At 64.7% G+C, this 15,763-nt stretch carries 14 protein-coding genes and 2 pseudogenes; 15 read left to right on the forward strand and 1 reads right to left on the reverse strand.

All coding sequences use genetic code 11. The features are described 5' to 3' along the window. Positions 1-116 precede the first annotated feature (116 nt). The 6 genes from ACIU1A_RS27000 to ACIU1A_RS27025 all read left to right on the forward strand — a co-directional run bounded on the left by ACIU1A_RS27000 (position 117) and on the right by ACIU1A_RS27025 (position 5,944). Complete coding sequence (locus ACIU1A_RS27000; RefSeq protein ID WP_140513973.1) at positions 117-1,253, forward strand: ABC transporter ATP-binding protein; 1,137 nt, start codon at positions 117-119, stop codon at positions 1,251-1,253. Continuing rightward, the gene (locus tag ACIU1A_RS27005; protein ID WP_404925686.1) at positions 1,234-2,397 is read left to right on the forward strand and encodes a PotD/PotF family extracellular solute-binding protein; all 1,164 of its coding nucleotides are present in this window, start codon (positions 1,234-1,236) and stop codon (positions 2,395-2,397) included. Before ACIU1A_RS27000 ends, ACIU1A_RS27005 begins: the two co-directional genes overlap by 20 nt. A gap of 77 nt (positions 2,398-2,474) precedes the next feature. Beyond that, positions 2,475-3,332 (forward strand): ABC transporter permease, encoded by an 858-nt coding sequence (locus tag ACIU1A_RS27010; protein WP_404925687.1) that lies wholly within the window; start codon positions 2,475-2,477, stop codon positions 3,330-3,332. After that, positions 3,332-4,144 carry an ABC transporter permease gene (locus ACIU1A_RS27015; protein WP_404925688.1) on the forward strand — a complete coding sequence of 271 codons (813 nt, stop codon included), beginning with the start codon at positions 3,332-3,334 and terminating at the stop codon, positions 4,142-4,144. The genes ACIU1A_RS27010 and ACIU1A_RS27015 overlap by 1 nt, the downstream gene beginning before the upstream one ends. 10 nt (positions 4,145-4,154) lie before the next feature. After that, entirely contained in the window at positions 4,155-4,916 is a 762-nt protein-coding gene (locus tag ACIU1A_RS27020; protein ID WP_140492572.1) for an SDR family NAD(P)-dependent oxidoreductase, read from the forward strand. Positions 4,917-5,239: 323 nt separating this feature from the next. Beyond that, positions 5,240-5,944, forward strand: a complete 705-nt coding sequence (locus tag ACIU1A_RS27025) for a hypothetical protein (RefSeq protein WP_404925689.1) — start codon at positions 5,240-5,242, stop codon at positions 5,942-5,944. A 29-nt stretch (positions 5,945-5,973) separates the two neighbouring features. Here ACIU1A_RS27025 and ACIU1A_RS27030 read toward each other — a convergent pair whose 3' ends face one another. Beyond that, on the reverse strand, positions 5,974-6,168 hold the full coding sequence (locus tag ACIU1A_RS27030) for a hypothetical protein (protein ID WP_404925690.1): 195 nt from the start codon (positions 6,166-6,168) through the stop codon (positions 5,974-5,976). Positions 6,169-6,261: 93 nt separating this feature from the next. Here ACIU1A_RS27030 and ACIU1A_RS27035 point away from each other — a divergent pair, with 93 nt between their 5' ends. The 9 genes and pseudogenes from ACIU1A_RS27035 (at position 6,262) to ACIU1A_RS27075 (ending at position 15,754) form a co-directional block, all read left to right on the forward strand. Beyond that, positions 6,262-6,582 carry a hypothetical protein gene (locus tag ACIU1A_RS27035; RefSeq protein ID WP_224655810.1) on the forward strand — a complete coding sequence of 107 codons (321 nt, stop codon included), beginning with the start codon at positions 6,262-6,264 and terminating at the stop codon, positions 6,580-6,582. Further along, entirely contained in the window at positions 6,492-6,815 is a 324-nt protein-coding gene (locus ACIU1A_RS27040) for a glycosyltransferase (protein WP_404928023.1), read from the forward strand. Before ACIU1A_RS27035 ends, ACIU1A_RS27040 begins: the two co-directional genes overlap by 91 nt. Positions 6,816-6,820: 5 nt before the next feature. Then, positions 6,821-8,194: a glutamine synthetase family protein gene (locus ACIU1A_RS27045; protein ID WP_404928024.1), complete on the forward strand. Its 1,374-nt coding sequence runs from the start codon at positions 6,821-6,823 to the stop codon at positions 8,192-8,194. A gap of 2 nt (positions 8,195-8,196) precedes the next feature. After that, entirely contained in the window at positions 8,197-9,495 is a 1,299-nt protein-coding gene (locus ACIU1A_RS27050; RefSeq protein ID WP_181165198.1) for an FAD-binding oxidoreductase, read from the forward strand. Positions 9,496-9,694: 199 nt separating this feature from the next. Continuing rightward, a complete protein-coding gene (pcaF, locus tag ACIU1A_RS27055; RefSeq protein ID WP_404928025.1) occupies positions 9,695-10,900 on the forward strand; it encodes a 3-oxoadipyl-CoA thiolase in 1,206 nt (401 codons plus the stop codon). Between the two features lie 150 nt (positions 10,901-11,050). Continuing rightward, the gene (locus ACIU1A_RS27060) at positions 11,051-12,082 is read left to right on the forward strand and encodes a BMP family protein (protein ID WP_404925691.1); all 1,032 of its coding nucleotides are present in this window, start codon (positions 11,051-11,053) and stop codon (positions 12,080-12,082) included. A gap of 184 nt (positions 12,083-12,266) precedes the next feature. Then, positions 12,267-13,517, forward strand: a pseudogene (locus ACIU1A_RS27065) (ABC transporter ATP-binding protein); the annotation flags it as partial. Between the two features lie 239 nt (positions 13,518-13,756). Next, positions 13,757-14,812, forward strand: coding sequence for an ABC transporter permease (locus tag ACIU1A_RS27070; RefSeq protein ID WP_404925692.1), 1,056 nt, complete (start codon positions 13,757-13,759; stop codon positions 14,810-14,812). Next, a pseudogene (locus tag ACIU1A_RS27075) lies at positions 14,809-15,754 on the forward strand (ABC transporter permease). Before ACIU1A_RS27070 ends, ACIU1A_RS27075 begins: the two are co-directional and overlap by 4 nt. Positions 15,755-15,763 lie beyond the last annotated feature (9 nt).

Consider the following 15,763-nt stretch of genomic DNA (forward strand, 5'->3'; position numbering starts at 1 on the left):
ATACCCCCTTAAACAAGAAAATAGGTCAGATATACCACCTGCGAGGTATATACTAGCTGCCATTGGCTCTGGTAGCGTCCCGAAATCGCATCGTCCTGTCGCTGGAGCCCGCAGCCTTGACCGCAGTGCCCGACATCGAGTTTCGCGGCGTCACCAAGCGCTATGGCGCGGTGACCGCGGTCAGCGGCATCGATCTGGCCGTGCCGCCCTCCGCCTTCGTCGCCCTGCTCGGACCATCCGGCTGCGGCAAGACGACCTGCCTGCGCATGATCGGCGGCTTCGAACAGCCGAGCGAGGGCAAGGTGCTCATCCGCGGCCAGGACATGGCCGACACGCCGCCCTACAGGCGGCCTGTCAACATGGTGTTCCAGCAATATGCACTGTTCCCGCATCTGGACGTGAACGACAATGTCGCCTACGGGTTGCGCCAGGCACGACCGCGGCTGTCGTCGCGCGAGATCGGCCTGCGGGCAGGCAAAGCGCTGGAAATGGTGCGGCTCGCCGGTTATGGCGGCCGCAAGGTCCACGAACTGTCCGGCGGCCAGCAGCAGCGTGTCGCTCTCGCCCGCGCGCTGGTCAACAAACCGGCGGTGCTGCTGCTCGACGAGCCGCTGGCGGCGCTCGACAAGAAGCTGCGCACCGACATGCAGATCGAATTGCAGAACCTGCAACGCGAGATCGGCATCACCTTCGTGCTGGTCACCCACGACCAGGAGGAAGCGCTGTCGATGAGCGATTTCGTCTGCGTAATGAATGGCGGCCGCATCGTTCAGCTTGGGCAGCCGAGCGAGATTTATGACGAACCGGCCGACCTGTTCGTCGCCGATTTCGTCGGCAAGACCAATCTCTTGAGCGGCGCCGTCGCAGGGCATTCGGGCGATCTGGTGGATGTGAAGCTGGCCGATGGCACCGTCATCGCGGCGCGCAAGCGGGTGGATTTGCGGCAGGGCGAAACCGTTTCGGTCAGCCTGCGTCCTGAATCGCTCAGTCTCGGTGGCCCGACTAGCGGCCCGCTCAAGGGCATCGTCCGCAACCGGATCTTTCTGGGCTCCACGGCGGAATACGCAGTCGAGGTCCAGGGCATCGGAACGCTGCTGGCCAAGGCCGACCACATGATCGGCCAGGGCAATCTCTTCAAGCCGGGTGAACCCGTCGCCATCGGCTTTGCCGCCGGAACGCCGTTGGCGTTCGCGGATCCAAAGAACAACGGGACCAACCAGAGGGTAGAAAAACATGTCGAAATCATATCGTGACGGACTACCGATAAGCCCCGAGAATTTCGTCGACCAGCTAATGCGCCTCAAGCGCGGCTCGATCGGCCGCCGCGGCTTCCTTGGCCTCACCGGCCTCGGCATCGCGACGGCGGTGATGGCGCGCGAGATCGGCATCATGCCGACGCCGGCCTTTGCCGCCGAGAACCTCGGCGACCGCATGTCGATTGCCACCTGGCCCAACTATCACGACCCGCAGACCTTCGAGAATTTTAAGAAGGACACAGGCGTGGCCGTCGAGGTCAACGTGTTCGGCTCGAATGAGGAGATGCTGGCCAAATTGCAGGCCGGGGCGTCGGGCTGGAGCCTGTTCGTGCCGACCAATTACACCATCTCGACCTACAAGAAGCTCGGCATCATCGAGCCGTTGGACATGGCTAAGCTGCCGAATTTCGACGGCACGCAGGAAGACCCGCGCTTCACCTCGGAAGGCACGATCGACGGCACGATCTACGCCGTGCCGAAGAATTGGGGCACGACAGGATTTGCCGTCAACACCAAGAAGCTGACCAAGCCGATGACGAGCTGGAAGGAATTCTGGGACACCGCCATGACCGAGGGCGACGGCCGCACTATGGTGCACGACTATCAGCTGACCACCATCGGCAATGCGCTGAAATATTACGGCTACTCCTTCAACTCGCTGAAGCAGGACGAACTCGCCAAGGCCGAGGAATTGCTGCTCAAGGTCAAGCCGCATCTGTTCGCGGTGTCTTCCGACTACCAGCCGGGCATGCGCGCGGGCGATGCCTGGATGACCATGTGCTGGACCAATGACGGTGCGCAGCTCCATCGCGACATTCCGGAGATCGCCTATGTGCTGGGCAAGGAAGGCGGCGAGATCTGGACCGACTTCTACGCCATCCCGAAGGACGCGCCGAACAAGCCGGCCGGCTACGCCCTGCTCAACTATCTGATGAACCCGCAGGTCGCGGTCAAGGAGCACCTCGCCAACGGCGCGCCTTCCACCGACGCCCGCGTCAACAAGCTGCTGCCGAAGGAGGTGCTGGACAATCCGATCCTCTATCCGGCGGCCGACCTGTTGACGCCGCTGGAATTCGGCGCGGCGGCAACGCTGACCGATCCGGGCCGCGCCGAGCTGATGGCGCGCTTCAAGTCGGCTTGAGCCAGGCGGGCAACAAATCCCATTCGAGACAACTTGACCGGCGGGCCCAGACCCGCCGGCACCAGGGCAATCCTTCGATGCGCGGCATTCGCAAAAATCTGCTGACAGCCATGCTGCTCGGGCCGGCGGCCGCCTGGCTCGTCGTGTTCCTGGTGCTGCCGTTCATGGCCATCGCCGTCTTCAGCGTCGGCGAGCGGGCGCCGGAGGGCGGCTATCAGGCGGCCTTCACGCTGGCGCAATATGCCAATCTTCCGGCGCGGGCGACCGCGTTCTGGAACACGATGGTGCTGGCTCCGGTGGGCGCGCTCGCCTGTCTGCTCGTCGCCTATCCCGTCGCCTATTACCTCGCCCTGCGGGCGCCGCAGCGCTGGCGGTTGATCCTGCTCGCGCTGGTCGTCATACCGTTCTGGACCAGCCTTTTGATGCGGACCTATGCCTGGATGTACATTTTGGGCGGACGCGGCATCCCGGCGCTGCTCGCCTTTGTCGGGATCGAGGATGTCAGGCTCATCAACACGCCGGGCGCCGTCCTGCTCGGCATCGTCTATGGCTATCTGCCGCTGATGATCCTGCCGATCTATGTCAGCCTCGAGCGGCTCGATCGCGGCCTGCTGGAGGCCTCCGCCGATCTCGGCGCGACGCCGCTCTCCACTTTCCTGGGCGTGACCTTGAAACTGTCGCTGCCCGGCGTGATGACCGGCTTCTCGCTGGTGATGATCCTGCTGCTCGGCGAATACCTGATCCCGACGCTGCTTGGCGGTGGCAAGGTGTTCTTCATCGGCAATGCGCTGGTCGACCTGTTCCTGCAGTCGCGCAACTGGCCGTTCGGATCGGCCATCGCGATCACGCTGGTGCTGGTTTCGGTGGTGGTGCTGATTGCCGCCAACCGCATCTCGACCCGCGTCTCGGGCGCTCGCCGGGTGGATCTGATCTGATGCGCGCGTTCGTCATTGCCGTCTTCACCTTCCTCTACCTGCCGATCGCACTGGTCGTGCTGTTCTCCTTCAACGCCGGTCATCATGCCAGCGAGTTCACCGGTTTTTCGGTGCAATGGTACGGCAAGGCGCTGGCGAACCCGTTCCTGGTCGAGGCGCTGAAGAACAGCCTGTTCATCGCCACCACCAGCGCCTTGCTTGCGGCGGTGTTCGGCACCGCGGCCGCGCTCGGCCTGGCACGCGTCGGGGTGCGGACCCGCGCCGTCTTCGACGCCTTGCTTGGAGCCGCAATCGTCGTTCCCGGCGTCGTCATCGGCATTTCGACACTGGTCGCACTCGTCCAGCTGTTCGCCGTCGTCAACCCGTTCCTCGCCTCGATCTGGCCGGACGATCAGCCGCCGCGCCTGTCGCTCGGCTATGGTTCGATCATCGCCGCGCACGGCCTGTTTTCGATGGCGCTGGTGACGATGATCGTCGGCACGCGGCTGGGCAGCCTTGATCGCAACTTGGTCGAGGCATCCAGCGATCTCTACGCCACGCCGCTGACGACGTTCCGCTCGATCGTCCTGCCGCAGATCATGCCGGCGGTGGTCGCCGGCTTCCTGCTCGCCTTCACCTTCTCCTTCGACGATTTCATCGTCGCCTTCTTCGTCGCCGGCGCGCAGACGACGCTGCCGATCTATGTCTTTGCGTCGATCCGGCGCGGGGTGACGCCGGAGATCAATGCCATCGCGACGATCGTGCTCGTCGCGTCCGTCCTGCTCGTGGTGCTTGCCCAATGGCAGCTGCGCCAGCGCAAGCTGTCAAACTGAAGGTCGCATCATGATCCTCGAAGACCGCATCGCCGTGGTGACAGGCGCCGGTTCCGGCATCGGGCGCGCCGGCGCCATGATCATGGCCAGGGAAGGCGCGGTGGTCGTCATCGCGGACAGGGATCGGACCAGCGGCGAGGCGACGGCTTCAGATATACGCGCCGCGGGCGGCCGGGCGGAGGCGGTCGCCACCGACGTCTCGGACGACAACGCGGTCGAGCAGCTCCTTGCCGGTACGCTCGACCGGCATGGGCGCATCGACATCCTGCACAATCACGCCGGCATCCAGGTCGGCGGCACGCTGACCGAGGTCGAGACCGGCGGCATGGACGCTTCCTGGCGGGTCAATGTGCGGGCGCAGTTCCTGGCGGCAAGGATCGTCATGCCATCGATGGTCGCACAGGGCGGCGGCGTCATCCTTAATACGGCTTCGAATTCAGGCGTGTTCTACGACCGCGAGATGATTGCCTATGCGACCTCGAAACATGCCGTGGTGGCGATGACCAGGCAGATGTCGCTCGACTATGCCCGCCACAATGTGCGCGTCAACGCGCTCTGCCCCGGCTGGGTCGACACGCCGTTCAATGGACCGTTCATCGCCCAGATGGGCGGACGCGAGGCAATCGAAGCCTATGTCCGCACCAAGATCCCGATGGGGCGCTGGGCCAGCGCCGAGGAGATCGCCGAGGCGATCCTCTTCCTCGTGTCCGATCGGTCATCCTTCATGACCGGCCAGGCGTTGGTGATCGACGGTGGCGAAAGCATCGGCTGAATCAGCCGTCTGGGCCTTCGGCCGATTGGTGAAAAGCGCCGTCGCCTGCGCGTTCTGGGCCAGAGCCGCGTCGCCGGCCGGCAGCGCCGAAATCAACTCTGACCGACAGTTCGGACCATGGTCCGACCGGCATGGGACTTCAGTACCGCAGCCGTTCAAAGACATAGGTTTCCTTTGAACATCAACAAGTTACTGTGCCGACAGGTTGCCCAGCTCTCTTATTGAGACAGTCTTTGTCCAAAGTTTACTGCGCATAATTAGCGGCTTCTCATACGAACTTACCATAGCAGCGGGCGCAGGGCGGCGTTTCCCGAGGAGACATCATGACAAACCGGAAAACTGTTTTCGCGGCGTTAGCCGCACTGGCGCTTCTGGCTTCTCCGGCGCTCGCCGAAGCCGGCGGCAACGGGCATAGCAATGGTGGTGGTCACAGCGGCGGCAACGGCAATGGCAATGGTGGCGCCCACGGCAACAGCGGCGCTGCGCACGGCAAGTCCTCGTCGGCCCGCGGGCAGGTAGCCAAGGCGACAACGGACGCAATGACCACGGTCGATAAGAAGACAAAGGTCTCGTCCCTGCCCAAGGAAAAGAACCTCCACGCCAAGCTCGGCCGGCTGAACTCGCTCCAGCGCAACGTCAACGCCTATATGAATTCCAAGAGCAGGAAATTCGCTGCGCTTCAGGCCTTCGTGACGCAGTCGGCAAAAGCCAAGGTCGCACAAACTCAGCTGGATGCCCTGAATTCACAGCTGGACGCACTGACATCGCTGACGCCGGACCAGATCGCCGCGATGACCCCCGAGGAGCAGGCGGCCCTGCCTGGACAGATATCGGCTCTGCAGGACCAGATCGCCGCCCAGCAGGAAGTGGTCGACGCGGCGGCGGTCGGTACCGACCCGGCCACGCTCGATGCGGCGTTGACCGATATGGCCAACAAGCCCGTCGACGCCGAGGTCACCGCTTGGGCCCAAGGCGTCCTTGCCGGCAAGATCGACGAGACGGCCGCTGCCATGCAACCGACGCCGTAGCATCGCCAGCGACAACGGGGCAGCCGGCCTCACACGCGTTTGCGGCCAATCGCTTCGTGGCCGATGCCTTGTCCGATCACCTTAAGCTGCGGCGGCTGCCGGCATCTATGCCGGTGGTCGCCAATGTCTTTCGGCTGCGGCAATCGCTGCGCGAACGTCTGAAAGCACTCGACCAGCTCGAAAGCCGGCAGTATTAGGTTACTGCCGATCTGCTTCGCGTCCATCTGCGGCTCTCGCAAACTGCGACCGCAAGCGGCCGGCCACGGCGCTCTCGCGCCGTTCGGCATGACCAGCCGGCCGGAATGAAGAGGAAATAATTGACGCGTAAAGCCAGCCCGACCATCGCGCTGTTTCCCGAAGCAGGCTTCGGCGCGGCGTTGAATTGCGTCGGCATCGCGCAGGCCGTGCGGGGCGCCCGCCCCGTCTTCATCTCCCAACCCGGCCTTTCCGGTGTCTTTGCCGACAAGCTGCCGGCGCGCTTCATCGTCAATGTCGGCGGCCTGCGCGACGCCTACCGAGCGGTGCCCGACAATATCTATCTCGACCCCTGGTTTCCGCAGCGAAGTCGGATTTCTTCATCCACCATGGCGGCAGCAACTGCTTTTTTGAGGCGCTGCGCTTCCGTGTGGCGTCGCTGATCATGCCCTATTGCCGGGACGGCCACGACAATGCACGCCGCGCCGAAGAGACCGGCACCGGCGATCATATCGGCCGTGACGGCTGGACCGAAGGAGTATTGGAGAGCGCCATTCCCGGCCTTCTGGCCGACGACGCCATGCGCGCCCGCCTCAAGGGAAATGCAGCCCAGATGGCGCTGAACCCCGGAACGGACGTGGTCGCGCAAGCCATACTCTCTCTGATACGGACTTGAACGAAATGGTTGAGAAGAACACGAATACCGCGCCCTCCACCGATCCCAAGGCCTGGTTGGCGCAGCACGGCATCAACGAGGTCGAATGCCTTGTGCCCGACATGAACGGCGTGCTGCGCGGCAAGGCGCTGCCGACGGCAAAATTCCTCAAGGCGCTGGAAGACCGTGCGCTTTATCTGCCGAGCAGCGCCTTCCTGGTCAGCATAGACGGCCGCTATTCCGGTTCCATCGACGAGGGTTTTGCGTATTCGGACCCCGACATGCGCATGGTGCCCGATGTCTCGACGCTTTGCCTGGCGCCGGGCGCCGGCGCTGGCAAGGCCTACGTCTTCGCCGACGCCTTCCACATGGACGGCCGGCCATGGATGGCCTCGCCGCGCCATGTTCTGCGCGCCGTGCTCGATCTCTACCGGCAGCGCGGCTGGCGGGCCGTGGTGGCGCCGGAGCTCGAATTCTACCTGACCGCGCCCAATCCCGATCCAGACAAGCCGCTGACCGCGCCGACCGGCGGCAATGGCCGCGCCGAGGCCGTGCAGCATCCCTATGACATGGCGGCGCTCGAGGAATACGAACCGGTGGTTCGGCGCATCTATGACTATGCTGCGATCGCCGGGCTGCCTCTCGACACGCTGATCCATGAATCGGGACCGGGGCAGTTGGAGATCAACTTCCTGCATGGCGACGCGCTGCCGCTGGCCGACAAGGTGCTGCTGTTCAAGCGGCTGACGCGCCAGGCCGCCCAGCAAGGCGGCATGTATGCGACCTTCATGGCCAAGCCGATCGCCGCACAGGCCGGCAGCTCGATGCACCTGCACATGTCCGTCATCGACGAGGCCGGCAACACGTTGTTTGCCGGCAGTGACGATGCCGATACCGCGATGTTCGGTTATTTCATCGGCGGCCTGCAAAAATACATTCCCGAAATCATGCCGCTGTTCGCGCCCAACGTGAACTCGTTCCGGCGCGTTAGACCGAACCACAGTGCGCCGGCCAACATCGAATGGTCGCATGACAACCGCTCCTGCGGCCTGCGCGTGCCGGCCGGCGGGCGCGCCGCGCGGCGGGTGGAGAACCGGCTGCCGGGTGCCGATTGCAATCCGTATCTGGCGATCGCCGGCTCGCTTCTGGCCGGCTATCTGGGCGTCGAACAGAAGCTGGCGCGCTCGGCGGAAGCATCCGGAAATGCCTACAAGATCAAGAGCACGCTGCCGAAAACGATGGAGGAGGCGCTGGATCGTTTCGAGGCCTGTGAACCGGTGCGCAAACTGCTCGGCGAGGACTTCTTCCAGACCTATTTGCGCGTGAAAAGCGTCGAGCTCGACCTGTTCCAGAGCGTGGTGACGAGCTGGGAACGCGACAACCTGCTCTTGAAGGTGTGATCATGGCATCTTCAACGGGTTTCAATTCCGGTCTCGACATCGGCAAGTCCTACTATGTCGCCACCGCCAATCCGGCGCCGGACCATCCGGCACTTATCGGCGATGTCGAGGCCGACCTGGTGGTCGTCGGCGGCGGCTGCACCGGTCTGTCGGCCGCTCTTCACGCCGCCGAACGCGGCTTGAAGGTGGTGCTGCTGGAAGGCGGCAAGATTGGCTGGGGCGCTTCGGGCCGCAATGGCGGCCAGATGATCCCCGGCCTGCGCAAGGGCGCCAAGGGCCTGGTCAAGCTTTATGGGCCTGAACGGGCAAAGGCGCTGTTCGATCTCGCCTTCGAGGCGCGCAGCCTGGTGCTCGACATTATCGAGCGCCATACGATCGACTGCGATCTCAGGCTGACCGGCCATCTGGTCGGCGCGGTCAACGGCTCCGATCTCAGGGATTTGGAGGAAGAGGCAAAATGCCTCGAGAGCGTGATGAAATTCCGCGACCTCGAGATCCTGTCGGCGGCGCAGGCCCGGGCCAAGGTCGACACGCCCTATCACGGCGCGATGTACGAGCCGCTCGGCGGCCACATGCATCCCTTGAATTACACGCTCGGGCTTGCCCGCGCTGCAAGCGCGGCCGGCGTCGTCATCCACGAGAATTCGGTGGCCGTGCGGCTTGAGCGCGAGCCTTCGATCCGGGTCTCGACGTCAAAAGGATCGGTGCGCGCAAAGCATGTCGTGCTGGCTGGCGACGCGCTGCTCAATGGGCTGGAGCCGCGCGTCAACAGCCGCATCATGCCGGTCGGCAACTACATCGTCGCCACCGAGCCGCTGGAGGGCTCCCGCAACGTCATTCCTGCCAATGTCGCGGTGTCCGACACGCGCTTCGTCGTCAACTATTACCGCATGTCGGCCGACGGTCGCCTGCTGTTCGGCGGCGGCGAGCGCTACACGCCGTCGCCGCCGGCCGATATTGCCGGTTTCGTGCGGCCGCACATGGAAGGCACCTTCCCGCAGCTCAAGGGCTGCCGGATCGACCATGCCTGGGGCGGGCTGGTGTCGGTGACGACGTCGCGACTGCCGCATGTCGGGCACTATGGCGAGGTCTATTACGCGCACGGCTATTCCGGCAAGGGCGTCATCCTGTCGACGCTGTCGGGCAAGCTGCTCGCCGAAGCCATCACCGGCGACGCCTCGCGGCTCGACCTGTTCTCGACGCTGACCCCGATGCCCTTCCCCGGAGGCACGGCGCTGCGCGGGCCGCTCTATGTGCTGGGAATGCTGTGGTATGCGATGAGAGATCGGATGAAGCACTGAGCTCGCGGCCAACCCGCTGATCGTGGCGCTGCATCCAAGCGTGATTCGCCAGCAGGGGCAGGAGAGCTGTGGCTGGGTGGTTAAGTTCGCGCAGGCGCTTGACGAAATGCCGGCGCCAAGCGAACCGAGCTACGACATTGCGCGACCTGCACGCGTCGCACCAAGGCGGCGCATGAGGGAAACGGGAGAGCTGACTGACATGGCCGAAGCCTATATCTGCGACTATATCCGCACGCCGATCGGCCGCTTTGGCGGCTCGCTGTCCTCGGTACGCGCCGACGACCTCGGCGCCATTCCGCTGAAGGCACTGATCGAGCGCAATGCCGGCGTCGACTGGCAGGCGGTCGACGACGTTGTCTACGGCTGCGCCAACCAGGCCGGCGAGGACAACCGCAACGTGGCGCGCATGGCGCTGCTGCTGGCCGGCCTGCCGAAGGAAATCCCCGGCTCGACCGTCAACCGCCTGTGCGGCTCGGGCATGGATGCGCTGATGATCGCCGCCCGTGCAATCAAGGCCGGCGAGGCCGAGCTGATGATCGCGGGCGGCGTCGAATCGATGAGCCGGGCGCCCTTCGTCATGCCCAAGGCCGAGACGGCGTTTTCACGCAATGCCGAGATCTACGACACCACGATCGGCTGGCGCTTCGTCAACCCGCTGATGAAGAGTCAGTATGGCGTCGATTCCATGCCGGAGACGGGCGAGAATGTCGCCGAGGATTTTTCGGTTTCCCGCGCGGACCAGGACGCTTTCGCGGTGCGCAGCCAGGACAAGGCCGTCGCCGCGCAGTCCAATGGCCGGCTGGCCAAGGAAATAACCGCGGTGACCATTCCGCAGCGCAAGGGCGATCCGGTTGTCGTCTCGAAGGACGAGCACCCCCGCGCTGGCACCACGATAGAGGCCTTGGCCAAGCTGCCGACGCCGTTCCGGCAAGGCGGCACGGTGACCGCCGGCAATGCCTCGGGCGTCAATGACGGGGCGGCGGCGCTGATCGTCGCTTCGGAAGCGGCGGCCAGGAAATACGGCCTGACGCCGATCGCCCGCATCCTCGGCGGGGCCGCCGTCGGCGTCGCGCCGCGCATCATGGGCATCGGCCCGGCGCCGGCGACGCAAAAACTGTGCGCACGGCTTGGCCTGACGCCAAAACAGTTCGATGTCATCGAGCTCAACGAAGCCTTCGCCTCGCAAGGCATCGCAGTGCTGCGCCAGCTCGGCATCGCGGTGGATGCGCCGCACGTCAACCCGAATGGCGGCGCCATAGCGCTCGGCCACCCCTTGGGCATGTCGGGCGCGCGCATCTCCGGCACGGCGGCGCTGGAGCTGCGCGAACGCGGCGGCCGCTATGCGCTGGCGACCATGTGCATCGGCGGCGGCCAAGGCATCGCCATCGTGCTCGAACGGGTCTGAACAACCGCTCTCCCGGCTAGTCCAGGAGAGTGGATATGATCGATCTGCCAAATTTGACCATGTGGACAAAAGTCCGGACCCGTTCCATAGTTCCTCGTCTGATTTTTAGAACGGCCGGCTCGACACGGCTGTCGAACAGAGGGGACTGCAATGGAAAACCGGAAGAACAAATCTCATTCAACGCGCGAAGGCCTTTCGCGGCGCAACGTGCTGGAACTGGGCGCGCTTGGCCTGGCCGCGGCGATGCTGCCGGGCGCCGCCTTCGCCAAGGACAAGAAGCTGAAAGTAGCGGCGATCTTCGCCACGCCCATCGAGGAGCCGTGGGACAACCAGATCCATGTCGCTTTGCAGAAGGCCGAGAAGGAACTCGGCATCGAGTATAAATGGTCGGAGAAGGTGCAGACCGCCGACTTCAGCCGCGTCATGCGCGAATATGCACAGGGCGGCTATGAACTGGTGCTGGGCGATGCCTTCGCCGCCGAGCGTGAATCGCGCCGTACCGCCAAGCAGTTCCCGAAGACTGCTTTTCTGTTCGGCTCCGGCGCCGGGCCGGCGGAGCCCAATTTCGGCGTCTTCGACAATTGGATCCACGAGCCCGCCTATCTCTCCGGCATGATCGCCGGCAAGATGTCGAAGTCGGGCACGATCGGCGCCGTCGCGGCGATGGGCATTCCGGAAGTGAACCGGCTGGTCAACGCCTTCTTCGCCGGCGCCAAGGAGGTTAATCCGAACATCAAGAAGAAGGTCGCCTTCATCGGTTCCTTCTTTGATCCTCCCAAGGCCAAGGAGGCGGCCGTCGCTCAGATCGACGCCGGCGTCGACGTCATCTATGCCGAGCGCTTCGGTGTCATCGAAGCGGCGGTGGAGAAAAAGATCTACGCCATCTCCAATATGTCCGACCAGTCGAGCCTTGGCCCCGACACCGTCATTACCGGCCCGGTCTGGGATATGTATCCCACCGTCGAACAAGCCATAAAACTGGTCAAGGCCGGCGTCTTCACGGCGCAGGACTATGGCGATTTCTCGCGCATGGCCAAGGGCGGTTCTCACCTGGCGCCTTACCATAAGTTCGACAAGACGCTGCCGGCCGAGGTCAAGGACATGGTCGAGAAGAAGAAGGCCGAAATCCTTGAAGGCAATTTCCGCGTCGACGTGGACGAGAACACACCGGTTTCGGATTGAGTTCCTTACCCTCCCCTAGTGGGGAGGGTCGATCCGCGAAGCGGAGCGGGGTGGGGTCTTCGGCGCCGCACCCCCGTCTTACGATCTTCGCTTCGCTGCGATCGCAAACCGACCCTCCCCACAAGGGGGAGGGTGAAGCAGAGCCATCTCCGCAGGAGCGCCCTTGCCCGCCCCACTCATCGAAATGCACGGCATCACCAAGAGTTTCGGCGCCGTCAAGGCGAACGAAGCCGTCGACCTCAGCGTGGCGCCCGGCGAGATCCTCGGCTTGCTGGGCGAGAACGGCGCCGGCAAGACGACGCTGATGAACGTGCTGTTCGGCGCCTATGCGCCCGACGCCGGCGAGATCCTCATCCAGGGCCGGAAGGTGCGGATCACCAGTTCGGCCGATGCACTGGCCGCGGGCATCGGCATGGTGCACCAGCATTTCCACCTGGCGCCACGGCTTACGGTGCTGGAAAACCTGCTTATCGGCATACCAGGCAAGTCCGGACGGATCGACCGGTCCGGCGGACTGGCGCGGTTGGCCGAAATCAGCCGCCAGCACGGGCTGACACTCGATCCCAGCCTGCCGGTCTCGGCGCTGTCTGTCGGAGAGCAGCAACGTCTCGAGATCGTCAAGGCGCTGTTTCGCGGCGCAAAACTGCTGATTCTCGACGAGCCGACCGCGGTGCTGGCGCCGAGCGAAGTCGACGGTCTGTTTTCGGCCTTGCGGTCGATGGCGGCGCAGGGTCTGGGCATCATCTTCATCTCGCACAAGCTCAACGAGGTGCGCGCACTCACCCACCGCTGCACGGTGCTGCGGCATGGCCGCGTCGCCGGCCGCGTCGACGATCCGGCCAACACCACGTCGGCGGAAATGGCGCGACTGATGTGCGGCCACGAGATCGTGCCGCCGGCCAAGGGGCCGTCGACGCCGGGGGCAGCGGTGCTCACTCTCGACGGCATTTCCACCTCGAGCCATTCGGGCACGCCGCTGCGCGATGTGTCGCTATCCGTGCGCGCCGGCGAGATCCTCGGCATTGCCGGTGTCTCCGGCAATGGCCAGCGGGCACTGGCGGAGGTGATCTCCGGCGTGCGCGCCCCCGATGCCGGTCGGATGACGATTGCGGGACAGAAAGTGTCTCGCTTCTCGCCGCGCGAGGTGCAGGCGCTGGGCCTTGGCCGCATCCCGGAAGACCGCATGACGACGGGACTGGTCACCAATTTGCCGCTCGCCGATTCCATGGTGCTGCCGCGCATCGGCACCGCCGCTTTCAGCAGCAAGGGCCTGCTCAAGCCGGATGCGATCCGGGCCTTCGCCGAGGCGCAGATCAAGGCCTATGATATCAGATGCCCCGGGCCGATGACGCGCGCCGGCGCCCTGTCCGGCGGCAATCTGCAGAAGGCGCTTTTGGCGCGCGAGCTCGCCTTCGATCCGAAGGTGCTTATCGTCTCGCAGCCGACGCGCGGCCTCGACATCGGAGCCGCCCGCTTCATCCATGAAAAATTCCTCGACATGCGCGCCAAGGGCTGCGGCATCATCGTCATCGGCGAGGACCTGGAAGAGTTGCTCGTGCTCTGCGACCGCATCGCGGTGATGTATGAGGGCCGCATCGCCGGCACGCTTCCCAGCGCCGAGGCGACGATCGCACGGCTGGGGCTGCTGATGACCGGGGCGGAGGGCCATAGCTGATGTTCCGCCTCGAAGTCCGCAGCTCGACGCCAGCCTGGTTCAACCTGGCTTTGCCGCTGCTGGCGATCGGTGCCGCGCTGGTGCTGTGCAGCGGCCTGGTCGCGCTGGCCGGCGCCGGCGTGCTCGAATCCTACGGCGTTATGTTCACGGCTTCGCTCGGCGACAGCTATGCGATCACCGAAACGCTGGTGCGCGCCGCGCCCATGATCTTCACCGGGCTGGCGGTGGCTGTCGCCTTCCGCGCCAAATTCTGGAACATCGGCGCCGAAGGGCAACTGCTTGCCGGCGCGGTGGCGAGCTGCTTCGTCGGCGCGATCCCGATGCCGGGACCGCTCGCCATGCTTGTGATGGCAGTGGCAGGCGCCGCGGCCGGTGCAGCCGTCGCGCTCGTGCCGGCAACGCTGCGGGTGAAATTCAAGGTCGACGACGTCGTCAGTTCGCTGCTGCTCAATTCGGTCATCTATTACGCGCTGATGGCGCTGATCGAAGGGCCATGGAAGGATAGTTTCAGTGGCTATCCGATCTCGCCTCCGATTGAGGATTCGGCCAATTTTCCGGTGCTGATCGAGGGCACGCGGCTGCATCTCGGCGTCATCGTGGCGCTTATCGCGGCACCGCTGATCTGGTTCCTGATCGTGCGCACCACGCTCGGCTTCCGGATCCGGGTCACCGGCGAAAATCCGGAAGCGGCCAGATATGGCGGCATCAATGTCCAGCGGGTGCTGCTCTCGACGGCGTTGCTGTCCGGTGCGCTAGCCGGGCTCGCCGGCGTCGGCGAGGTTGGCGGCGTGCATTTTCAGGTGATGAGCGACATCTCGCCGGGCTACGGTTATTCCGGCATCGTCGTTGCAATGCTGGCGCGGCTCAACCCGCTCGGCGTGGTGCCGGCGGCAATCTTCCTGGCTGCCGTGATGACCGGCGCCGAGGCGATGTCGCGCGCGACCGGCGTGCCGGCCTTCCTCAGCGATGTCATCCAGGGCACGGCACTGCTTGCCATGCTGGTGGCGCTGCTGTTCACCGCCTATCGCATCCGCCGCGTCGGAGCCGCCCAATGAGCGCGGTGTTCGAACAGATCTTCCAGGTCGGCTTCTTGGCCGCCATCATCCGCATCGCCACGCCCTTGGCTTTCGCCACGCTTGGCGAAATGTTCTCCGAGCGCGCCGGCGTGCTCAATCTCGGCATCGAAGGCATCATGCTGTTGTCGGCAATGGCCGGCTTCACCGCCGCCAGCCTCAGCGGTAACCTATGGCTGGGCGTCCTGGCGGCGGTGCTGACCGGCATGCTGATGGGGGCGCTGCATGCGCTGTTCACGGTGGCGCTGGGCTTAAGCCAGCATGTCTGCGGCATCGGCGTGACGCTGCTTGCGTCGGGTCTGGCCTATTTCCTCTACCGGCTGATCTTCGGCCAGCAATCGGTGCCGCCGAGCATCAAGGGTTTTCAGACGCTGGCGATCCCGGTCCTCTCCGAGATTCCCGTGCTTGGGCCGGCGGTGTTCAACCAGTTCGCGCTGGTCTACATGGCGATCCTGGCCATCCCGATCGCCGCCTTCGTGCTCTACCGCACGCCATGGGGGCTGTCGGTGCGCATGGTCGGCGAAAACCCGCGCGCCGCCGACTCCGCCGGCGTCAGCGTCATTGTCACCCGCTTCCAGGCGGTCATTCTCGGCGGGGCGCTGATGGGGCTGGCCGGCGCCTTCCTGTCGATGGCGCAGTTCAACGCCTTCACCTTCGGCGTCGTCTCGGGGCGCGGCTGGGTGGCGATCGCCCTGGTCGTGTTCGGCCGCTGGGACCCGTGGCGCTCGGCGGGCGCCGCGCTGCTATTCGCCTTTGTCGATGCCTTGCAGTTGCGCATGCAGGCGAGTGGTCTCGGGCATATTCCCTACGAGGCGTTCCTGATGCTGCCTTTCATCTTCACCATCGTCGCCATGGCGGTGATGTCGCGCAACGCGGGTGGCGCCGTCGGCGCTGCTGAAGCCGTTTCGACGGGAAGAACGATAGACGAGTAGG

This window comes from Mesorhizobium maamorense (assembly GCF_044998965.1).
Classification (GTDB): Bacteria; Pseudomonadota; Alphaproteobacteria; order Rhizobiales; family Rhizobiaceae; genus Mesorhizobium.